Origin of the sequence: Falsiroseomonas sp. (assembly GCF_030695085.1) — a bacterium.
Lineage (GTDB): Bacteria > Pseudomonadota > Alphaproteobacteria > Acetobacterales > Acetobacteraceae > Falsiroseomonas.
In genome coordinates, this window is the sequence record NZ_JAUYTS010000155.1 from 1 (window position 1) to 21,438 (window position 21,438).

Annotated in this window: 15 protein-coding genes and 1 tRNA gene; 13 read left to right on the top strand and 3 right to left on the bottom strand. The window is 68.3% G+C overall.

What is annotated here, in order from left to right:
* Both Q8S40_RS16525 and Q8S40_RS16530 read right to left on the bottom strand, forming a co-directional pair.
* A partial coding sequence (locus tag Q8S40_RS16525; protein WP_305671247.1) for an ABC transporter permease occupies nt 1-1,407 on the bottom strand: 1,407 nt, incomplete at its 3' end.
* Between the two features lie 15 nt (nt 1,408-1,422).
* A complete protein-coding gene (locus Q8S40_RS16530; RefSeq protein ID WP_305671248.1) occupies nt 1,423-2,727 on the bottom strand; it encodes a hypothetical protein in 1,305 nt (434 codons plus the stop codon).
* 299 nt (nt 2,728-3,026) lie between these two features.
* Here Q8S40_RS16530 and Q8S40_RS16535 point away from each other — a divergent pair, with 299 nt between their 5' ends.
* From Q8S40_RS16535 to Q8S40_RS16590, 12 genes are all read left to right on the top strand, one after another.
* A complete protein-coding gene (locus Q8S40_RS16535) occupies nt 3,027-4,319 on the top strand; it encodes a glycosyltransferase family 1 protein (protein ID WP_305671249.1) in 1,293 nt (430 codons plus the stop codon).
* 38 nt (nt 4,320-4,357) lie between these two features.
* A tRNA-Ser gene (locus tag Q8S40_RS16540) sits at nt 4,358-4,447 on the top strand.
* Nucleotides 4,448-5,106: 659 nt separating this feature from the next.
* Nucleotides 5,107-6,351, top strand: coding sequence for an ABC transporter substrate-binding protein (locus tag Q8S40_RS16545; protein ID WP_305671250.1), 1,245 nt, complete (start codon nt 5,107-5,109; stop codon nt 6,349-6,351).
* Nucleotides 6,352-6,437: 86 nt separating this feature from the next.
* Nucleotides 6,438-8,111, top strand: coding sequence for an iron ABC transporter permease (locus tag Q8S40_RS16550; RefSeq protein WP_305671251.1), 1,674 nt, complete (start codon nt 6,438-6,440; stop codon nt 8,109-8,111).
* Complete coding sequence (locus tag Q8S40_RS16555; protein ID WP_304814001.1) at nt 8,108-9,160, top strand: ABC transporter ATP-binding protein; 1,053 nt, start codon at nt 8,108-8,110, stop codon at nt 9,158-9,160. The genes Q8S40_RS16550 and Q8S40_RS16555 overlap by 4 nt, the downstream gene beginning before the upstream one ends.
* Nucleotides 9,161-9,180: 20 nt before the next feature.
* Nucleotides 9,181-10,212, top strand: a complete 1,032-nt coding sequence (locus Q8S40_RS16560) for an ABC transporter substrate-binding protein (RefSeq protein ID WP_305671252.1) — start codon at nt 9,181-9,183, stop codon at nt 10,210-10,212.
* Nucleotides 10,213-10,277: 65 nt separating this feature from the next.
* On the top strand, nt 10,278-11,300 hold the full coding sequence (locus Q8S40_RS16565) for an ABC transporter substrate-binding protein (protein WP_304815568.1): 1,023 nt from the start codon (nt 10,278-10,280) through the stop codon (nt 11,298-11,300).
* Nucleotides 11,297-12,313 (top strand): ABC transporter substrate-binding protein, encoded by a 1,017-nt coding sequence (locus Q8S40_RS16570; protein WP_305671253.1) that lies wholly within the window; start codon nt 11,297-11,299, stop codon nt 12,311-12,313. The genes Q8S40_RS16565 and Q8S40_RS16570 overlap by 4 nt, the downstream gene beginning before the upstream one ends.
* 10 nt (nt 12,314-12,323) lie before the next feature.
* The gene (locus Q8S40_RS16575; protein ID WP_305671254.1) at nt 12,324-14,525 is read left to right on the top strand and encodes an iron ABC transporter permease; all 2,202 of its coding nucleotides are present in this window, start codon (nt 12,324-12,326) and stop codon (nt 14,523-14,525) included.
* Nucleotides 14,522-15,589 carry an ABC transporter ATP-binding protein gene (locus Q8S40_RS16580; RefSeq protein WP_305671255.1) on the top strand — a complete coding sequence of 356 codons (1,068 nt, stop codon included), beginning with the start codon at nt 14,522-14,524 and terminating at the stop codon, nt 15,587-15,589. The genes Q8S40_RS16575 and Q8S40_RS16580 overlap by 4 nt, the downstream gene beginning before the upstream one ends.
* Before the next feature lie 354 nt (nt 15,590-15,943).
* Nucleotides 15,944-17,455 carry an aldehyde dehydrogenase family protein gene (locus Q8S40_RS16585; RefSeq protein WP_304815574.1) on the top strand — a complete coding sequence of 504 codons (1,512 nt, stop codon included), beginning with the start codon at nt 15,944-15,946 and terminating at the stop codon, nt 17,453-17,455.
* Nucleotides 17,456-17,463: 8 nt separating this feature from the next.
* A complete protein-coding gene (locus Q8S40_RS16590) occupies nt 17,464-17,991 on the top strand; it encodes a hypothetical protein (protein WP_305671256.1) in 528 nt (175 codons plus the stop codon).
* A gap of 59 nt (nt 17,992-18,050) precedes the next feature.
* On the opposite strand, the gene aqpZ is transcribed toward Q8S40_RS16590, so the two are convergent.
* The gene (aqpZ, locus tag Q8S40_RS16595) at nt 18,051-18,791 is read right to left on the bottom strand and encodes an aquaporin Z (RefSeq protein WP_370690868.1); all 741 of its coding nucleotides are present in this window, start codon (nt 18,789-18,791) and stop codon (nt 18,051-18,053) included.
* A gap of 307 nt (nt 18,792-19,098) precedes the next feature.
* On the opposite strand from aqpZ, the gene Q8S40_RS16600 reads away from it, so the two are divergent.
* Nucleotides 19,099-21,438, top strand: coding sequence for a penicillin acylase family protein (locus Q8S40_RS16600; RefSeq protein WP_305671257.1), 2,340 nt, complete (start codon nt 19,099-19,101; stop codon nt 21,436-21,438).

The following is a 21,438-nucleotide window of genomic DNA, read 5'->3' on the forward strand; positions in this document are numbered from 1 at the left end:
GGTGAAGTACTGCACGCGCAGGATGCTGGGCCACAGCTTGTCCCAGGCCGAGGTGAAGCTGGAGACCACCATGTTCACGCAGGCCACGCCGAAGGACAGCAGGAACAGCACCAGGTAGCAGCCGATCATCGCCGCCGGGTCATCCGGCAGCCGCCCGACGCCCATCGCGATCAGCAGCAGGAAGGTGATGGCGGCGACCACCAGGTCCGTCACCGCCGAGAGCACCGATTTCGCCGCCAGGATGTCGAACAGCCCGACCGCCGGCACCACCAGCAGCGACCGGCTGTTCGCCGGCAGATCCATCGCGCGTTCCGTCATATGCGCGAAGAACAGGAAGGACAGTACGCCGGTCATGTAGAAGGTCAGCATGGCATCGCCGATCGGCGGCCGGCTGTCATGGCCGAGGAACAGGAACACCGCGCTCAGCAGCAGCACATGTGAAAGCGGCTCGACCAGCGCCCAGGCATAGCCAAGGCGGCTGTGGCTGAACATGGTCCGCGATTCCCGCAGCAGCAGCGCATCGATGATGCGGGCACGTGCGGCCAGGGCGCGGCCCAGGGGCGGCGCTGGCGGCGGGGCCGTGGACTCCGGCAGCCGCGCCCAGCCCGCTGGCACTGAGGGGCGGAGCACCGCCGCATCGCCGGGGCGCGCCACCGGAAGTTCCGCCGCATGCGCAGTTCGGATCTGCTCGGCATGCGGCGCGTGGAGCGCCGAAAGCCGCGCCGCGCGGTTCGCCGCGGCAATCGCCTCCGCCGTCTGGCCGAGATCCAGCAGCCCGGTCGAGGCCAGCCGCCAGCCCTGGTGCGCGTTGGGTTCCGCCCCGATGGCGCGCCCGGCGGCCAGCAGCGCGGCACCAGGCTGGCCGGCGCGCAGCAACAGGCCGGAGAGGTGTTCCATCGGCTCCGCCGCCTGAGGCGCGGCCTCGGCGGCGATGCGTGCCGCCTCCAGCGCCTCGGCCTCCCGCCCCAGCAGCATCCAGGTGCCGGACAATGCGCGCGCGACCATGGCGCTGCTGTCCTGGCCCTGCCAGGCGGGCAGCAGCAGCGCCTCCGCAAGCCGATGGCGGCCAGCGACCAGGACGAGGGAGGCGAAATGCACGCGCGGCGCCTCCGCCGCCGGATCGCGCGCCGCGCCGAGCAGCGCCGCGACCAGATCCGGCCCGGTGCCGCCGACCGGCAGGCCCACATCCTGCAGCGCCGCTTCCAGACCCGGCAGATCCTCGCCGGCGGCAGGCAGCAGGGCGGCCAGCGACGCCCGCCGATCCAGCAGCAGCAGCGCAACCAGCGCCGCCGCGGGCGCGGGATTCACCCAGGCATCGAACAGACCCGCGGCCTGATCCGGCACGCCGGCCTCGATCGCGGCGGCGATCGCCGCGAGACTTCGCCGAGCATTTTGCTCCGCTGCCATGTCCGCCCCTCCCCGCTAGATGCGGGCCAGCGCGGCTGGCGCCGGGGGCGTGAGCGGCGCGGCAGCCTTCTCCGCGGCCGCGGCGTCGCGTGGCGGCGACATGCCTGGCGGCAGGCTGACCCGCATGTACAGCGCGGCGTTCGTCGTCGTGTCATGGCTGAGGCGGCGATCCGCCGGCGCCGGTGGCGGGCCGGCCTCGATCCGCCTTGCCAGCTCGGCGAAGTTGCCGATGTCGAAGAACTCGATGCGGTCCGGGTGATAGCGCGCATATTGCAGGAAGGCGCGGGTGCGGGAGGCGATGACCCGGCAGCCCATTTCCAGCGCCATGGCGATCGGGCCGCTGCTGGATTGCCCGACCTCGAGATAGGGCAGCACAACCGTGTCGCACAGCGCCATGGCGGTCATGAACTGCGCATCGTCCAGCACGCCCATGAAGTGCAGCCGGTCGTGCAGATCCTGCGGGTGGCGCGCCAGCAGCTGCGCGGCGGAGGCATCCAGCGCCAGGCTGGTGCTGCCACCTTCCCGAAGCGTGTCGATCACGCTCTGGCCAATGCGGCCCTCGGTGAGCAGCTTCGTGATGTAGGCGTCGCGTGGCTGGTTGCGGGCGATGGCGTGCGGGTGGATGCCGCCGAAGACCAGCAGGTGGTGATCCTCCGGCAGGTAGCGCAGCGCTTCCACCGCCGTCTCGAAGCCCTTGTAGGGGGACAGGAAGCCAAAGGTGCCGATCAGCTTCGCGCCCGGCGGCAGGCGCTTCATCATGGGAAACGCCTCCCGCTTCGCCGCTGCGCGGATGGCCAGCGCGGCCTGCGGCGCCACGAAGGACAGCGGGTGGTGGTGCACATCCGCCAGCCGGTGGACATCCCGCAGCAGCCGCATGTCGCGGCGTGTGTGGGTGATGACATGCACGGGCTTGCGGCGCTGTTGCCGGCGCAACTCCCCATAGATGCCATGCGACAGCCATTTGCTGCGCAGGCTGTCCAGCGCCGCGAGGCTGGCATCCCCAAGCCGCAGCCGCGTCGCATGGCGCCAGATCTGCCCGCTGGATTGCGCCGCCTCATCCAGGATGGTGTGGAAGGTGACGGAGAGGGCCGGCGCGTGGCGCGTCAGCATGCGGAATCTGCTCAATATTTGAGACGCCGTTCGGCCGAGCGTGCCATGCTCGAGCTGAATATTGACGCTGTCGAATTTATGCAACTTTAGCGCGATATCCTGGATATGTCGCGCGGCGAGGGCCTGCACCCTTCGATGCGTGCTCCGTAGCAGATACTGGTCCAGGTCGAAGACCTGGACATCCATGCCGGCCTGCAGCTGCTGCTCCAAGGCTCTGGTATAGCCCGCAATTCCGCAAAGTTCGTCGTAGGTGCTGACGATCGCGAGCCGGGGGCGGCGCGCCATGCGGTGATCCGAAGGATCGGTTTTTGATCCGATGTGCACAGCTGTGCATTCCTGTTTGCGTTTGTTCAGCAACTCAGGGTAGATCGATACACCTTTGCGTCAACGCTTTGCAAGAGTGTGGACACGGCCATGCACAACCGAGACGAAAAAACGTCTGTCTTATGCAACCAGAAATACCTCAATTATGATACGTTTCGTGTTGGGTGGTGCAGGGTGCGCAGCGCATGAGCCCCCGCGCCTTGCAACTTCTGGCTGTCCCCGCACCGCCCACCGCCGCCAGGGCCGCGCCGATTGCATCGCGCCCCGCCCTGCGCGCGGCTGAAGCGGCGCCGATCTGGCTCGACGTCTCCCGGCTGCTCTGGCGCGTCTTCCGCGGCACATTGACCGGCGTTGACCGCGTGGAACTCGCCTATGCGGAGCATCTGCTGATCGAGGCGGGGAGCCGCCTGCGCTTCGTCGCCTTCGACTATCGCGGCGGCTTCGGCCTGCTGCCCACGGCACGCACCGCGAGGCTGGTGCGCGCCGTGGGCCCGGCCTGGCAGGGCGGAACCCTGCATCGGCTGGCGCCGCTGGCGCTGTCCCTGTTCGCCGGCAGCCTGGCGCATTGGCGTGCGCCGCCATCCCGCGCGCCATCTGCCCCGGCGCCGTTCTATCTCAACGTCTCCCACCACCCCCTCGCGCACACCGCGGCGGTGGCCCGCCTGTTGCGGCGCACCGGCGCCCGGCTGGTGCCGCTGGTGCATGATCTGATCCCACTCGACTGGCCGGAATATGTGGCCAGTGCGGAGACCGTCCGGCATGGGCACCGGCTGCGGACCATCCGCCAGCATGCGAGCGCCGTGATCGCCAATTCCGCCGCCACTGCCGAGCGGCTGCGCCCGCTGCTGCCACCTGGGCTGCCGCTGCTGGCCGCGCCGCTCGGCGTGGCGCCACGCCGGGCCGCCTCGCTGCCGACAGCGCTGGACGGCACGCCTTTCTTCCTCTGCCTCGGCACCATCGAGCCGCGGAAGAACCACCTGATGCTGCTGCATCTGTGGCGACGGCTGGCGGAGGCGCCAGGGCCGGTGCCCAAGCTGGTCATCGTCGGCAATCGCGGCTGGGACAATGAGCAGGTGCTGGACCTGCTGGACCGCTGCGCCCGGTTGCGCCCGCATGTGCTGGAACTCGGCCGGGTCTCGGATGGCGTTGTGGCGGGGCTGATGGACCAGGCGCGTGCCCTGCTAATGCCCTCCTTCATCGAGGGATTCGGCCTGCCGGTGGCCGAGGCACTGGCGCGCGGCACGCCCGTGCTGTGCAGCGACATCGCGGCGCACCGGGAAATCGGCGGCGAGGTGCCGGAATTCCTCGACCCGCTGGACCTCCCTGCATGGCAGCGGGCCGTCGAAGCCTACGCCGCCCCGGCCACCCCCAGGCGGGACGCGCAGATGCGCCGCCTGGCGCTGTGGGAAGCACCGGATTGGCCGCGCCATATCGATGCGGTTCTGAGCCTGCTCGATGACCTGGAACCCACCGGGTGATTTCCCCAGGCCGCGGCCTGGGGTAGGCTGGGGCACGGGGATGGGTGGCCGAGCGGTTTAAGGCACTGGTCTTGAAAACCAGCGTGGGTGCAAGCCCACCGTGGGTTCGAATCCCACCCCATCCGCCAGTTCACATACGAGCCGTGCGCGAGCCGAGATGGCAGAAAATTGCCTCCCGAAGACAATTCTGTCCGAACCTCCTGACTTTGCCATTCTGGTACTGAACTCTGAAATCCATGTAAAAGTCCGTTCTGCGCGCTTGGAAATTGCCATTGCTCGAACCTCCATTGTCCGAGACCCGGACTTCAAGAGCGAGCACTTTGGCAAGTCTGGCACCAGCAGTACGCCGGACCTGCTTTTCTGTCTCAAATCTCAGCGCTTCAACATCAGGCGCGTCGCCCAACGCCGCCCGTCTGCCGAATGGTCTGAGTCATTCGGCTAGCGGCAGGTCCCGCTGCCCGGCGTTGCACCCGATGGCGCGATCCATTTTTCCGCTGTGAAAGAGTGGCGCGAGTCGGCCATCCTTGTGGCGATACGGATCGCGGAAGCGTGGTCGCGGTGGGGCGCAAGTGTCTGATCTGGGTCGCACCGCCCTTGCGTACCTCTCCCTATCATGACACTTTTATTTCAGTATAATGAACGTCCGGATGTAAAGTTCGGCGCCAAGGGGAGGTACCTCATGAACCACGCAGCCACATCCCGCCGCGGCCTCATGGCCGGTGGCGCAGCACTCGGCATCGCCTCCATGATGGGCCACGCTGCCGCGCAAACCGCGCTGGAATCCCGCGTGGTGATCGTCACCAGCTTCTCGCGCGATGTCACGACCCCCTTTGTGCAGGCTTTCGAAGCCGCTCATCCCGGTACGCGCGTCGAAGTGCAGAATCGCAATACGACCGCAGCCGTCGCCTTCATCCGTGAGACGCGTTCCTCTCCGCCCGATCTGATGTGGGCCAGCGCGCCGGATGCGTTCGAGGTGTTGAAGGCCGGTAACCTGCTCGCCCGTCCGCAGATCGACACGTCGGGAATCCCGGATCGCATCGGCGGCCAGCCCACCCATGACGCGGATGGCCGGTATTTCGGCTTCGCCGTTTCCGGCTACGGCATCATGTATAATACCCGCTACATCCGCGCGAACCGCCTTCCCGCGCCGCGGGAATGGGCAGACCTGAAAAACCCGGTCTACCAGAACCACATCGGGATCTCGGCGCCGAGCCGCTCTGGCACCACGCACCTGACCATCGAGACCATTCTGCAGGGAGAAGGCTGGGCGCCGGGCTGGGCGCAGTTGCTCGAGATCGCGGGGAACTACGCCCAGGTGTCGGATCGCTCCTTCGGCGTGCCGGATGCCGTGAACAGTGGGCAGTATGGCATCGGCATCGTGATCGACTTCTTCGGCCTTTCGGCAAAGGCGTCGGGCTTCCCGGTCGAATTCGTCTATCCCACCGTCACCACGCTGGTGCCGGCCAATATCGGCATGATCGAAGGCGCCTCCAATCCCAACGCCGCCCGCGCCTTCGTGCAATTCCTGCTCTCGCCCGAGGGGCAGGCGGTGCTGCTGAACCCGCGCGTCATGCGTCTGCCGGTGCGGCCGGAGGCCTATGCGAACGCCCCGGCCGATTTCCCCAACCCGTTCACCAATCCCAATCTGGGCGCACGCGTGCGCTTCGACAGCGGTGTCTCCGAATCCCGCTACGAGTTGCTGAACAGCCTGTTCGACCGCCTCATTACCTTCCGCCTGCGCGAATTGACCGAGGCGTGGAAGGCGGTGCACGCGGCGGAGGCTGCCCTCTCGCGGCGCGAGAATGCCGAAGGCCGCCGGCTTGTGGCAGAGGCGCGCGCGAAGCTGACGGCGGTGCCGGTCAATGAGGCCCAGGCGTCGGATCCCGCCATCGCCGGCGCCTTCCGCGCCACGCGTCCCGACCGCCCCGCCGCCGGCCGCCAGGCGGAGTATGAGGAGCAGTGGGACCGCTACGCCGTCGCCACCTATGCGGAGGCGAAGCAACTCGCCGAACGAGCGCAGCGGGCACGTTGAGCGTCGGAGGAACAGGCGTGTCGGCAACCACTGAGGCTGCGCCCGCGCGCCCGTTCCTCGCCAGATACCGGACCGAAGCGTCCCCTGTGCAGATCGTGGCCGCATTGCTGGTCGCGGCATTCCTGCTCGCCTTCCTCATCGTGCCGGTGGGACGCGTCTTCATGGTCGCGTTCCAGGCTGGCGATGGTGCGTTCACCCTTGTGCATTTCGCGGATTTCTTCCGCACCAGCCTGTTCATCGAAAGCTTCTGGAACAGCCTCTACGTCGCATCGATGAGCGTGGTCTTTGCCTCGCTCATCGCCGTGCCCCTGGCGGTGATGCTGGCGCGCTATCGTTTTCCTGGCACGGCGCTGATCACGACGCTGGGCGTGCTGCCGCTGGTGATGCCGCCCTTCGTGGGTGCCGTTGCCATGCAGCTGGTGTTCGGCCGCAACGGCACCGTCAACCTGCTGCTGATGGACTGGTTCGGCTTCCGCCTCGACCTGATGGACGGGCTGAACGGCGTCATCTTCGTACAATCGCTGCACTACTTTCCGTTCATCCTGATGAACCTCACCGCCTCGCTGTCCAACGTGGACATCTCGATGGAGGAAGCCGGGCAGAATCTCGGGGCGAAGAACTTCACCCTGTTGCGGCGTATCGTGCTGCCATTGGCCCTGCCGGGATATCTCGCGGGGGCGAGCCTGGTATTCGTGAAGGTGTTCGACGACCTGGCCACGCCGCTGATGCTGAATGTTACGAACATGCTGGCGCCGCAGGCCTATCTGCGGGTCACCTCGGTCGGTCTTGCCGACCCGATGGGCTATGTCATCAGCGTTATCCTTGTGGTCGTGTCCGTCGCCGCAATGGGCCTCGCCGCATTGCTGTTGCGCGGGCGGGACTACGCCACGCAGCAGCGCGGCGGCGGCGGGCTTGGCCGGCGCGAACTCAGCCGGCGCGGGCTGATCCTGTGCTGGTGTTTCGTGGTGCCGGTGCTGTTCCTGGTGCTGGCGCCGCATATCGGCATCCTGCTGCTCAGCTTCGGCACCATCTGGTCGTTCAGCCCGCTGCCCGATGGCTTGACGCTCGAACACTACGGCACGGTGCTGCGCGAGACGCCGCAATTCATCACCAACACCTTGCTGTATTGCGGGCTGGCCGGGCTGATCGACGTGGTGATCGGCGTCACCATCGCCTGGCTGGTGCTGCGCACCAAGCTGCCCGGGCGCAAGCTGCTGGACCTGGCGGCGATGTCAGCACTCGCGGTGCCGGGCCTGGTGCTGGGCATTGGCATCCTGCGCACCTATTTCGACGTGAAGCTGTGGGATGGCGCCTCGCTCGCTACGTCCTGGATCATGCTGACCATCGTTCTGGCGGTGCGCCGCCTGCCCTACGCGCTGCGCGCCTCCACCGCCGCATTGCAGCAGGTGCATCGCAGCCTTGAAGAAGCGGCCGAGAACATGGGGGCCGGCAAGGTGACCACGCTGCGCCGCATCGTGGTGCCGCTGATGGCCGGTGGGCTCGCCGCCGCGTTCGTCACCAGCTTCGCCACCGCGGCCGTGGAGCTTTCGGCCACGCTGGTGCTCGCAACGCGCGACGTGGACGCGCCGCTGTCGTTCGGCATCTACCTGTTCATGCAGAGTGCGTCGGGCCGAGGTCCTGGTGCCGCGCTCGGCGTCATCGCGGTGCTGGTCGTGGCCATCTGCACTTTCGCCGCCCACCGCTTCGCCGAGCGCGAACGCGGCCGCCGCACCCGCAGCAGTGATCCGAGGGCCGCATGAGCGAAGCCGGTGTCGATGTCCAGTCCGTGAGCTTCGGCTACGGCGCCACGCGTGTGCTGGAGGATGTCTCCCTCACGGTGCGCAAGGGCGAATTCTTCGCCTTCCTTGGCCCCTCGGGCAGCGGCAAGACCACGCTGCTGCGCCTTATCGCGGGCTTCGGCCAGCCGGAGCGCGGCCGCATCATGATCGGCGGCCGCGACGCCACGCGGCTGGCACCGTGGGACCGCAATGTGGGCCTGGTGTTCCAGAGCTATGCGTTGTGGCCGCACATGACCGTGGGCGAGAACGTCGCCTTCGGCCTGGAGCAGCGCCGTGTCGGCCGCGCCGAGCGTGACCGCCGGGTCCGCGCCGCGCTTGACCTCGTGGGCCTCGCGCAGTTCATCGATCGTCGTCCGGCGCAGCTTTCCGGTGGGCAGCAGCAGCGCGTCGCCATTGCCCGCACGCTGGCCATCGAGCCCGATGTGCTTCTGCTGGATGAACCTCTCTCCAACCTCGATGCCGGGCTGCGGGCCGGGGTGCGGGCGGAGTTGGTGGAGTTGCAGCGCCGGCTTGGCCTCACCACCATCCTCGTCACACACGACCAGGAAGAGGCCAACGCCGCGGCAGACCGCATGGCCGTGCTGCATGAGGGCCGGGTCCTGCAAGTCGGCGCGCCCACGGAGCTCTACGACCACCCGGTGAACCGCTTCGTGGCCGGCTTCCTGGGCACCGCCAACATGCTGGAAGGCGCCCTGGACGCGGAGGGTTTCCACACCGGAGGCCTTCTTCTGCCGATGCCCAGCGGCATCGCCGAGACCGGCCCGCCAGGCCGCGCCACGCTGGCGCTGCGCCCGCAGGCCATTACCCTGCTGCGCGAGGGTGGCGCCCTGCAGGCGCGCGTGCTGCGCGCCGAGTTCCTGGGCGGCCATGTCCGCTACACGCTGGAGGCGGGCGAAGGGCTCCGCCTGGTGGCGGAGGAGCCGCATCTGCGCGGCCTCGCCCCGCTTTCTGCCGGGTCTGCCATCGGCCTTGCTCTCGACCCCGCCCAGGCCACACTTCTTCGTCAATGATCGACCGGAGGAACGCCATCATGACCCGCCATCTGCTTCCCGCCATGACGCTCGGCACGCTCGGGCTGTTGGCTGCCCCACCAGCGGCGGCCCAAGGATCCCTGAACCTTTACTGCTCGGTGCAGATCGAGTGGTGCCAGGCCATCGCCACGAATTTCCAGCGCGACACGGGCATCCGCGTCAGCATGACCCAGCGCGGCAGCGGCGAGACGCTGGCCGCCATCCGGGCCGAAGGCCAGAACCCGCGCGGCGATGTCTGGTTCGGTGGCACCGGTGACCCGCACCTCGCCGCCAGCGAGGAGAACCTGACGCAGGCTTTCGAGAGCGCCAACAACGCGCAGCTCCAGCCCTGGGCGCTGACGCAGTGGCGCCAATCCAACCAGCGCGCGATCGGCGTCTACGCGGGGGCCATCGGCTTCGGCTACAACACAGAATTGCTGGCGCGCAAGAACATCGCGCCGCCCGCCTGCTGGGCGGATCTGCTGGACCCGCGCTTCCGCGGCGAAATCCAGGTGGCGAATCCGAATTCCTCCGGCACCGCCTATGTCATCATCGCCACCCTTGTGCAGATCATGGGCGAAGACCCGGCTTTCGAGTTCCTTCGCCGGATGCATCCGAACGTCAACAGCTACGCCCGCAGCGGCACCGGTCCGATCAAGGCCGTGGCACGCGGCGAGACCGGCGTCTCGCTCTCCTTCGTGCATGACGCGGTAACCGAGCGGAATGCGGGCTTCCCGGTGTCCTACGCCACCCCCTGCGAGGGCACGGGCTTCGAGATCGGTTCCATGTCCATCATCCGCGGGGCGCGCAACCTGACCCAGGCGCGGCGCTTCTACGACTGGGCGCTGACCGCGCCGGCGCAACGGCTGGGCTTCGAGGCTGGCGGGCAGTTGCAGACCCCCTCCAACCGCGAGGCACCCCTGCCACCGAATGCGCCCGACCTCTCGCAGATCCGGCTGATCGAATATGACTTCGCCAAGTATGGTCGCGCGGCCGAGCGCCGGCGCCTGATCGAGCGTTGGGACCGCGAGGTCGGCGCCCTGCCCCGCTGAATTGCCCTGGGCGGCGCCACACTGCGCGCCGCCCACCCCCTTTCCTGCTGCAAGGAGCATTGCCGATGACACCTAAAACCCTCGCGGCCGCCGCCGCGATAAGCCTCGCCCTTGCGACACCCGCGGCGGCGCAGGGCACGGTGAACATGCTCTGCGCCCCGGCCGCGGATTGGTGCGAGGCGATTGCCGCGGGCTTCCAGCGCGAGACCGGAATCCGGGTCGCCATGGCGCGCAAATCCGCCGGCGAGATCCTGGCGCAGATCCGCGCCGAGGCGCAGAACCCGCGAACCGACATCTGGTTCGGCGCCTCGGCCGAGACGCATATCAGCGCCGCCGAGGCGAATCTGCTGCAACCCTACACCTCGCCCAACATGGCAGGCCTGCATGATTGGGCGGTGCGCGTGCACGCCATGGCGGGTGAGCGGTGTGTCGGCGTGTCTTCCGGCGCCATCGGCCTGGCCTGGAACCGCGAGCTGATGACGCGCAAGAACCTGCCGCTGCCGCGCAGCTGGGCCGACATGCTCAACCCCGCCTATCGCGGCGAGGTGCAGCTTCCCAACCCCAATTCCTCGGGCACCGCCTACACCATCATCGCCGGGCTGGTGCAGCTCTGGGATGAGGATCGTGCTTTTGCCTATCTGCGACAGCTGCATCCGAACGTGAATGCCTACACGCGTTCGGGTGCTGCGCCGATGCAGGCTGTGTCGCGCGGCGAGACAGCGCTGGCGGTGAGCTTCAACATGGAGGTCACCTCCATGCAGCAGGCCGGCTTCCCCATCGACTTCGTCTTCCCCACGGAGGGCACGAGCTACGAGGTGGCCTGCATGTCGATCATCCGCGGCGCCCGCAACCTGGCCCAGGCGCGGCGCTTCTATGACTGGTATCTGACGCCGGCGGCGATGGATATCGGCCCGCGGGTCAACCAGTTCCACACACCCGCGCATCGCGAAGCGGCACCGGATGCACGGATCGCCGATCTGACCAAGGTCAACCTGATCAACTACGATTTCGCCGCCTTCGGCAACGCCAGCACGCGCCGTCGACTCCTCGAACGATGGGACCGTGAGATTGGGTCGCTGCCGCGATGAGGACGATCATCGGTGCCGGCCTGCTGGCGGTGCTTCCGGGCACAGCCTTCGCGCAGGGCCAATTGAACCTTTATTGCTCAGCCACCATCGAATGGTGCCAGCCCATCGCGCGCGGCTTCGAGCGCGAGACCGGCATCCGCGTGACGCTGACCCAGCGTTCGACCGGCGAGATGCTGGCCGCGATCCGCAGCGAGGCGCGCAACCCCCGCGGCGATATCTGGTGGGGCGGCACGGGCGACCCGCATGTCGCAGCCGGAGAGGATGGCCTTACCCAACCCTTCGAAAGCCCGCGCATCGCCGAGTTGCATGAGTGGGCGCAGGCGCAATGGCGCCAGACCCAGGGGCGCACCGTGGGTGTCTATGCGTCCGTGCTCGGCTTCGGCTTCAACACGGAACTCCTCGCGCGCCGAAACCTGCCGGCCCCGGCCTGCTGGGCGGATCTGCTGGATCCCGCCTATCGGGGCGAGATCCAGATGGCGAACCCGAATTCCTCCGGCACCGCCTACATCGTCATCGCGACACTGGTGCAGATGATGGGCGAGGATCCGGCCTTCGATTACCTCAAGCGCCTGCACGGCAGCATCAACGCCTATCCGCGCAGCGGCACCGCACCGATCACGGCGGTGGCGCGTGGCGAGACGGCGGTCTCGATCTCCTTCGTGCACAACGCCGCCGAGGAACGCGCGGCGGGCTTCCCGGTGGGCCATGCCGTGCCGTGCGAGGGCACGGGATATGAGATCGGCTCCATGTCCATCCTGCGCGGCGCACGCAACCTGCCGGCCGCCCAGCGCTTCTACGATTGGGCGTTGAGCGCACCCGCGCAGCTCGTCGCCAGCCAGGAGGCGCGCAAGCTGCAGACGATGGCCAATCGCGGCGTGCCGCTGACCGATGGCGCGCCAAACATGGCGACGGCGCGCATCATTGACTACGACAACGCCCGCTTCGGTGCCTCCGCCGAGCGACGCCGCCTGCTGTCACGCTGGGACCGGGAGGTCGGCGCCTTGCCGCGCTGAGTAACGCGTCATGTTCTTCGGCACCTCTTTCTTCTTCTGGCTAATCGCCGCACTCGGCACGCTGCTGTTGCCTTGGCACATGCAGCAGGATGGTCTGACCCTCCCCGGGCTCATGGCGTTCGGCCGGGAGGAGGCGGAGGCGTCGTCCGCGCTGTGGCAGGCAATCGCCTTCGGCCGGTTCTGGTTCTGGCCGGTGATTGCGGGCCTCGCACTCGCCCTGCCGGGCGCATTGCCCGGCATGGCCCGCGCCAGGCGCGCCGATTTCCTGCTCTGGGGCGGCGGCCTCGCCCTGGTGGCGATCATCGTCCAGGGCCTCGCCATCGGCATCCAGGGCTGGTCCTGGCCAGGCCTGAACGCGCTGTTCGGCGAGCTTGAGGACCGCCAGTTCGGCATCGGCCTCGGCGGGTCGCTGGCTGCGGTGGGTAGCCTGATCCTGCTGACCGATGGGCTGGCGCTGCGAGGCTACTTCAAGGGCGATCGCTTCGTCTCCGGGTCTGTCGGCGTGCTGGTGGCTTCCATCATCCTGTTCACCGCCTGGCCTGTCGGCACGGTGCTGAGCGAGATGTTCACCCCGCGCGGCGACCTGGGCGTGGCGGCCGCGATGGCGGACCGGCTGTTCGACCGCAAGATCTGGGGCCTGGGCTGCGTCACCAGCCCGGTGAATTGCGGCGTGTTCTGGAACACGCTGCTGCTGGCCACCTCGACCGCCACCGCGGCCACGATGCTCGGCCTTTGCTTCGCCCTGATCGTCACGCGCAGCCAGTTTCCCGCCAAGCGCGCGCTGCGGATGCTGACGGTCCTGCCGATCATCACGCCGCCTTTCGTCATCGGCCTCGGCCTGATCCTGATCTTTGGGCGATCAGGCGTGGTGAACCAGCTGGTGGAGGCGATGTTCGGCGTCGAGCTCGGACGCTGGATCTATGGCTTCAACGGCGTGTGGCTGGCGCAGGTCTTCTCCTTCACCCCCACCGCCTTCCTGGTGCTGATCGGCGTGGTGGAGGGCATCTCGCCCGCCATGGAGGAAGCCTCGCAGACGCTGCGCGCGAGCAAGATGCGCACCTTCCGCGCCGTCTCGCTGCCGCTGATGCTGCCGGGCATCGCCAATGCCTGGCTTGTGGTGTTCGTCGAGAGCCTGGCGGATTTCGGCAATCCCATCGTGCTTGGCGGGTCCTTCGGCGTGCTCTCCACCGAGATCTTCTTCGCCGTGGTCGGCGCGCAGCAGGATTTCGGGCGCGCGGCGGTGCTGGCGGCGATCATGCTTGTCGTCGCACTCAGCGCCTTCGTCATCCAGCGCGTCATCGTCGGCAAGCGATCCTATGTCTCGATGACGGGCAAGGGCGATGTCGGCCTGCCCACGCCCCTGCCCGGCCCGGTGCGCACCGTGGCCTATCTGGTGGCGCTGCCCTGGGCGGTGCTGACCATCATCGTCTACACGATGGCCCTGGCCGGCGCCTTCGTGCGCGTCTGGGGCCGCGACTGGACCCCGACGCTGATCCACTTCCAACGCGCCTTCGCGCTGGAATGGTCGCCCTCGGGCGACATCATCTTCTCGGGCGGCGCGTGGCATTCGCTGGTCACCACCGTGCAACTGGCCGCCATTGCCGCGCCCATCACCGCGAGCCTCGGCCTGCTCGCGGCCTGGGTGCTGACCCGTCAGCGCTTCGCGGGGCGTACGGCGCTGGAATTCGCGCTGATGCTGACCTTCGCCGTGCCCGGCACGGTGATTGGTGTGGCCTATATCCTCACCTTCAACCTGCCGCCGCTCGAGATCACGGGCACGGCCGTGATCCTCATCGCCTGCTTCGTCTTCCGCAACCTGCCTGTTGGCGTCCGGTCCGGTGTCGCGGCAATGAGCCAGCTCGACAAGTCGCTGGACGAGGCGGCGATCACGCTGCGCGCCTCGACCTTCCGCACGCTCACCACCGTGGTGCTGCCACTGCTGAAGCCCGCCATCGTCACAGCGCTGGTCTATTCCTTCGTCCGCGCGATGACGACGGTCTCGGCCGTGATCTTCCTGGTCTCGGCGGAGTATGAAATGGCGACAGTCTTCATCATCAACCGCGTGATCAACGGCGATTACGGCCTGGCCATCGCCTATTGCGCGGTGCTGATCGTGCTGATGATGGCGGTGATCGGGCTTATCAACCTGGTCGTCGGCCGCCGCCAGCTCGGCCGCCGCAGCGCCGCCGCCCCTACCGGAGCCATCGCATGACGCTTGCCCTCAAGACCACCGGCGCCGAGGTTCGGCTCTCCCAGCTGGGCAAGCGCTATGGCCAGGTGCGGGCGGTCAAGCCGCTGGATCTGGTGATCGAGGGCGGCACGCTGGTCACGCTGCTCGGCCCCTCAGGCTGCGGCAAGACCACGCTGCTGCGCATGATCGCCGGGCTGGAACAGGCGAGCGAGGGCAGCATCTCGATCGGCGGGCGCGACGTGACGCTGCTCTCGGCCGGTGAACGCAACGTCTCCATGGTGTTCCAGAGCTACGCGTTGTTTCCGCATATGAGCGTGCTGGACAACGTCGCCTATGGCTTGATTTCCTCGGGTTTCAAAAAGCGCGACGCGCATGCGAAGGCGGAGTTGGCGCTGGAGACGGTGGGGCTGAAGGGCTTCGGGTCGCGCCTGCCTTCGGAGATGTCAGGCGGGCAGCAGCAGCGCGTGGCCGTGGCCCGCGCGCTGGTGCTCGAGCCGGATGTGCTGCTGTTCGATGAGCCATTGTCGAACCTCGATGCCCGGCTTCGGCGTTCGATGCGCGAGGAGATCCGCGCACTGCAACAGCGGCTTGGCCTCACGGTTGTCTATGTCACGCACGACCAGTCTGAGGCACTTGCCGTCTCCGACAAGATCGTGGTGATGCGCAACGCCGGCATCGCCCAGGCGGGCACGCCTGAAGAACTCTACATGGAGCCCGACAACGTCTTCGTCGCGACCTTCATGGGAGAGGCGAACCATGTGCGCGCCGAAGTCGAACTGGTCCAGGATGGCGTGGCGCGGGTCACGCTGGAAGGACTGAGTCTGGATCTGCCATCGCGCGGCCTGCCGCCCGGCCCTGTTGACCTTGTTATCCGCCCGGAGGCAATTCGCGTGCGACCCTCAGGCGAGGGGCTGCGCGCCACCGTCGCGCGCGCCACCTACATGGGAGCGCACAGCGAATACCTGTTCGCCACGGGCGTGGGCGAGCTGTTCGCCATTTCCCCCGACCGTCTTTCTCGCCTGATGGTTGGCCAGTCGGTGGGGATAGGCCTCGATCCGGAAGGGGTGGTGCTGGTCAGGCCCTGACCCACCCGACCGAACATCCGCGCCCCGCCCGCGAGCCACGGCGGAGCTGGTGATCGTGCTGCGATGGCAGCTCCGGCCAGGCTCCGCCGCCCTCGCCAGACGGCCTCCCGCATGAGGCGCAGGGCCATGCCGCGTCCAGGCGCGCCGGCACCGTCCACCCGGAGCACCGCGCCCTGCCCGCCGGCGTGGACGAAGGACCCTGCGTGCCATGCTGTCCTGAAACGCCGCCCTGGTCGGCCTCGCCGGTGCTCTCCAGCCATCTCTCAGCCGCCTGCCACCTGGAACAGTCTCTGACCGGTTCCCTCCGGACGCGCCCAGGTCTATGCCTGGACACAAATCCACGGAGGTGTCCGCATGCCCGCCCACGCCCATCCCACGCCCGAGGCGCCGAGCGCCGATCCCTTCGCCCTGGCCAAGGCCATGTCCGGGCTGCATTTCATCGGCGGGCGCTACGTGCCGGCCGGCTCGGGCAAGACCTTCGCCGTGGTCAACCCGGCCACTGGCCTGCAGGTGGCGGAAGCCGCGGAAGGCGACGCGGCGGATGTGGATGCCGCGGTGCAGGATGCGGCGAAGGCACAGAAGGCCTGGGCCAAGGTCCCGGCCCGCAAGCGCGGCGCCCTGGTGCATGCCTGTGCCGCCGCCATCCGCGCCCATGTGGATGAACTCGGCCTGCTGATCGCGCTGGAGACCGGCAAGGCGCTGCGGACCGAGTCCCGCGTCGAGGCCAATGTGGTGGCCGATGTCTTCGAATTCTTCGGCGGCCTCGGCGGTGAGCTGAAGGGCGAGAGCGTGCCCTTCGCCCCCGATGTGCTCTCCGTCACGGTGCGGGAGCCGCTGGGCGTGGTCGGCGCCATCATCCCCTGGAACGTGCCGATGCTGCTGATGGCGCTGAAGGTGGCGCCCGCCCTCGTGGCCGGCAACGCCGTGGTGGTGAAGTCGGCCGAGGAAGCGCCGCTGGCGGTGCTGCGGATCTGCGAGATCATGAACCGCATCCTGCCGCCGGGCGTGTTCAACATGGTCTCGGGCCAGGGCCCGGAATGCGGCGCGCCGCTGGTGGCGCATCCGCTGGTGAAGAAGGTGACCTTCACCGGATCCGTCGAGACCGGCAAGATCGTCGCCAAGGCAGCGGCCGAGAAGCTGATTCCGGTGACGCTGGAACTCGGCGGCAAGTCGCCGATGATCGTGTTCGCGGATTGCAACTTCGACAAGACCGTGGCCGGCGCCATCACCTCCATGCGCTTCACGCGCCAGGGCCAGTCCTGCACGGCGGCCAGCCGCATCTATGTGGAACGCCCGATCTTCGACCGCTTCGTCGCCGCCATGAAGGATGCGGTGGACAAGATGGTGATGGGCGACCCGCTGGATGAAAAGACCGACATCGGCACCATCATCAGCCAGGGCCAGTTCGAGAAGGTGCAGGCCTTCATCGAGGAAGGCACCAGGACACCGGGCGCCACCGCCCATGTCTGTTCCGCCATGCCGTCCGACCCCGCGCTGAAGAAGGGCCTGTTCATCCGCCCGGTGATCTTCACCGGCCTCGATGCCAGCAGCCGGCTGGTGCGGGAGGAGATCTTCGGCCCCGTCACCGTCATGCAGCCCTTCGACGATGCGGAGGCCGTGCTGGCCGAGGCCAATGACAGCGAATACGGCCTGGCCGCCTCGCTCTGGACCAACAACCTGAAGGTCGGCCTGGACCTGGCGCATCGGCTGGAGGCCGGGCTGGTGCAGATCAACCAGAACCTGGTGGTGCAGGCCAACCTGTCCTATGGCGGCGTGAAGTCCTCCGGCCTCGGCAAGGAAGCCTCCCTGGAATCCATGCTGGAGCACTTCACCCACAAGAAGACCATCATGGTGAACATGGGGTGAGACAGCCCATGGACCTGACCATCAAGAGCAAGGCCGAATTGGCCGCCTTGCGTGACAACGCCGAACGGGTGCTCGCCGACCCGAAGCGGAGTGCGCGGCATGCGGAGGCCCAGCTCCTGCTGGACTCCCTGCCCGTTCCGCCGCCGCCCGCCGGCAGGGGCGGCGGCGGCGCCACGCCGCAATCAGTGGCCGTGCTGAAGGATTTCGCGGCGCGCGTCGCCGCGGAATACGACCTGTCACCACCGGCGGGCACGAAACACCCGCATCAGCTCGTCGCCAAGGACGGCACGCCCAAGGTAGGCGGCCGGCAGCGCAAGCGGGAGGTGGCCGCCGACCGCTACATCTCGCACCGGCGCGGCGATGCGGTCGCGACCCTCGGCTGGCTGCGCCGGCTCGAGGAGGATTTCGAGACCGGTGGTGCCTGGTATCTGGGCGATACCGGCGCGCCGGCGCAGGATGACACGGCCAGCGATTTCGCCGCCGCATCCGCCGCCTTCCTGAAGCAGCTGGACGCCATGGGCACGCCCCGCCGCTAAGCCCATCGCCGTTCTGGCCGGGCCGGCCAGAACGGATCTTCACGGCGATGGCGCCCGTCTCAACGCGCCTCCACCTTGTCGATCACCCGCTCCTCGACCACGGCCGCCGGCTCGTACTGCCAGCGCGCCAGGGCACCGCCAAGGAAGGCGCCGGCCATCGGCGCAACCCAGAACAGCCAGAGCTGCGCCACGTACTCGCTCCCCGCGAACAAGGCCGGCCCGGTGCTGCGCGCCGGATTGACCGATGTGTTGGTGACCGGGATGGAGATCAGGTGGATCAGGGTCAATGCCAGCCCGATCGGGATGCCGGCGAAGCCCACCGCGGCCCCTTTCGACGTGGTTCCGATGATGATGAACACGAAGAAGAAGGACAGCACGACCTCCACCGCGAAACCGGCCTCCATGCTGTATTTGCCGGGGCTGAGTTCGCCATACCCGTTTGCGGCGAAGCCGCCCGGAACCCAGCCGGGCTGGCCCGAGGCGATCATCCAGAGCATCCCGGCCGCAGCGATGGCCCCTGCGACCTGGGCCGCCATATAGGGCAGCACATGGTGGTTGGCGCAGCGACCGGCCGACCACAGGCCGATCGTCACCGCCGGATTGAAATGCCCGCCGGAGATGTGGCCGACCGCATAGGCCATGGTCAGCACCGTCAACCCAAAGGCCAGTGCCACGCCCAGGAAACCGATGCCGAGGCCCGGATATGCCGCCGCAAGGACCGCCGCGCCGCATCCGCCGAAGGTGAGCCAGAAAGTACCAAAGAATTCGGCCGTCAAGCGCCTGCTGAGATCGCCCTTCATCCGAGTCTTCTCCCGAATAAGCCTGCGGGCGAGGATGCCGCAGGATCGGTATCCGGAACCATTACAAAGTGGGTGAAGGCCACCTCACTGTTTCAGGAGGGTCGCATCATGTTCCGTACTTCCACATTACTTAATTTTATTGGTTTTAGATAAAACAATCCCAATCAAAATTACTATTCGTATCGCGCCATAACCTTGGCGTCTCATGCGGATGGGGCAGTCCGTTGGGGCGTGACGGCCGCGACCGGCCAGGCGGCGCGATCGGGGACGCTTCCCTTCCCCGGCCATCCGGTCCATCTGCCAGCCCATGCGCTTTTTCCTCCGCCTCTCCGGCCGCCTTATCCTGCTGTTCCTCGTGCTCGGCGTGCTGGCCACCGCCTTCGCCGCGGCGCTGGTATTCACCAGCCTGCCCAATGCGCGGGAGGAACTGGCGGTGCCCAGCCTTTCCGCCCCGGTCGAGATCAGCCTGGACCGGCATGGCATCCCCCGCATCCAGGCGGGGACGGAGCGTGATGCGGCGGTGGCGCTGGGCTGGCTGCATGCGCGGGACCGGATGTTCCAGATGGAGGCGATGCGCCGCAGCGCCGCCGGGCGGCTGGCCGAGCTCGCCGGCCCCTCCGCGCTGCGGCTCGACCGTTTCTCCCGCACCCTCGGCCTGCTGCCGCGGGCGGAGGCCGATCTGGCGGCGCTGGATGCAGAGACCCAGGACCTGCTGGCCGCCTATGCGGAGGGGGTGAACGCCCAGCTCGCCGTGCGCGGCCGCCTTGCCGCGCCGGAATTCATGGTGGTCGGGGAGCCGGAGCCCTGGCGGCCCGAACATTCCCTGCTCTGGGGCAAGGTCATGGGCCTCTGGCTCTCCGGCAATTGGCGGCGGGAGCTGGAGCGCGCGGCGCTGGCTGAGGCGCTGCCGCCCGCAAAGGTGGAAGATCTCTGGCCGCAGGATGAAAGCCCCGGCCGCCCGGATCTCACCGCCCTGCCCAGCGCGCCGCATCTCGCCCGCGTGCTGGACGCGATCCCGCTGTTCGGGGAGGACGCGCCCCTGCCCGCCTCCGCCTCCAACGCCTGGGTCGTCGCCGGGCGCCGCAGCGCCAGCGGCGCGCCGATCCTGGCGAATGACCCGCATCTCGGCTTCAACGCGCCGATCCTCTGGTACCTGGCGCGGATCGAGCTGCCGGGCGGCCAGTTCCGCGTCGGCGCCACGGCGCCCGGCGTGCCCGGCATCGTCATCGGCCGCAACCAGTCAATCGCCTGGGGCTTCACCACCACCCATTCGGACACCCAGGATGTGTTCGTGGAGCGGCTGGCCGGGCCGGACGCCTACCTCACGCCCGACGGCCCCCGCCCCTTCACGGTGCGGGAGGAACGCATCGCGGTCCGTGGGCGGGAGGAGCCGGAGATCCTGCGGGTGCGGGAGACGCGGCACGGCCCGGTGATCTCGGGCCTCGACGGGCTCGCGGCTGCGGAAGGCCATGTGCTGGCCGTCGCCATGGCCAACCTCCAGCCGAACGACACGGCCGCCGCGGCGCTGGTCGCGCTGAATCGCGCGACGAATGTGGCGGAAGCCCGTGCCGCCGGCGCCTTGTTCAGCAGCCCGCCGCAGACCCTGCTTGTGGCCGATTCCGCCGGGCGCATCGCGCAATACCTGCTCGGCCGCACGCCGGTCCGCGCCAGCGGCGATGGCAGCCTGCCCGCGCGGGGCTGGGATGGCAGCATGGACTGGACCGGCTTCGTGCCTTTCGACGCCATGGCGCATATCGAGGACCCGGAATCGGGCGTGATCGCCAACGCCAATTCCCGCCCGGCCCCGGCCAGCCACCCCGTCTATCTCGGCCGCGACTGGTATGGCGATTGGCGCCTGCGCCGCATCCGGGACCTTCTGGCCGCCCGCCCGACCCACGACGCCGCCGGCTTTGCCGCCATGCAGAATGACATGGTCTCCCTTCTGGCGCGGGAGCTTCTGCCGGTGCTGCGCGCCGTGCCGCCGCCGCCCGGGCTGCCGGCCCGCGCCCATGCGCTGCTGGCGGATTGGAATGGGGAGATGCGCGCCGACCTGCCGCAGCCGCTGATCCACCACGCCTGGCTGCGCCATTTCCGCCAATTGGCGCTGCAGGAGGGTGGCGCGCCGGACGGCACCGCGGCCGGATCGGAATTCATCGCCCGCCTGCTGCTGCAACCCGGCCGAGGCGAGGCCTGGTGCGGCGCCCAGGGCTGCACCCCGCTGCTGGCGCGTGCGCTGGGGCTGGCGGTGGCGGATCTCCAGGCCGAGCATGGCGGTGACCCGGCGGCCTGGCGCTGGGGCGCGGCGCATGTTGCCCGTTTCGAGCACCCGCTGCTGCGCTTCGTGCCGGTGCTCGGCTGGCTCACCCGGCTGGAGGTCGGCACCGGCGGCGACAATGAAACCCTGTCCCGCGGCGGCATGCGCGGCGGCGGGGCAAACCCCTTCGCGCATCAGCATGGCGCCGGGTTGCGCATGGTCTCCGACCTGGCGGATGCCGAGGGTGCGATGGCCATCATCGCCACCGGACAGTCCGGCCACCCTCTCTCGGATAATTTCGCGAGCATGATGGAACTGTGGCGATCTGGTGACGTTGTGCGGCTGGGGCGTCGCGTGGAAAATGAGACAGGTTCCATCCGGCTGACTCCGTAA

Coding starts and splice junctions, on each gene's coding strand:
- Q8S40_RS16535 (WP_305671249.1), top strand. CDS start 3,027: ATGAGCCCCCGCGCCTTGCAACTTCTGGCTGTCCCCGCACCGCCCACC.
- Q8S40_RS16555 (WP_304814001.1), top strand. CDS start 8,108: ATGAGCGAAGCCGGTGTCGATGTCCAGTCCGTGAGCTTCGGCTACGGC.
- Q8S40_RS16560 (WP_305671252.1), top strand. CDS start 9,181: ATGACCCGCCATCTGCTTCCCGCCATGACGCTCGGCACGCTCGGGCTG.
- Q8S40_RS16565 (WP_304815568.1), top strand. CDS start 10,278: ATGACACCTAAAACCCTCGCGGCCGCCGCCGCGATAAGCCTCGCCCTT.
- Q8S40_RS16570 (WP_305671253.1), top strand. CDS start 11,297: ATGAGGACGATCATCGGTGCCGGCCTGCTGGCGGTGCTTCCGGGCACA.
- Q8S40_RS16575 (WP_305671254.1), top strand. CDS start 12,324: ATGTTCTTCGGCACCTCTTTCTTCTTCTGGCTAATCGCCGCACTCGGC.
- Q8S40_RS16580 (WP_305671255.1), top strand. CDS start 14,522: ATGACGCTTGCCCTCAAGACCACCGGCGCCGAGGTTCGGCTCTCCCAG.
- Q8S40_RS16585 (WP_304815574.1), top strand. CDS start 15,944: ATGCCCGCCCACGCCCATCCCACGCCCGAGGCGCCGAGCGCCGATCCC.
- Q8S40_RS16590 (WP_305671256.1), top strand. CDS start 17,464: ATGGACCTGACCATCAAGAGCAAGGCCGAATTGGCCGCCTTGCGTGAC.
- aqpZ (WP_370690868.1), bottom strand. CDS start 18,791: ATGAAGGGCGATCTCAGCAGGCGCTTGACGGCCGAATTCTTTGGTACT.
- Q8S40_RS16600 (WP_305671257.1), top strand. CDS start 19,099: ATGCGCTTTTTCCTCCGCCTCTCCGGCCGCCTTATCCTGCTGTTCCTC.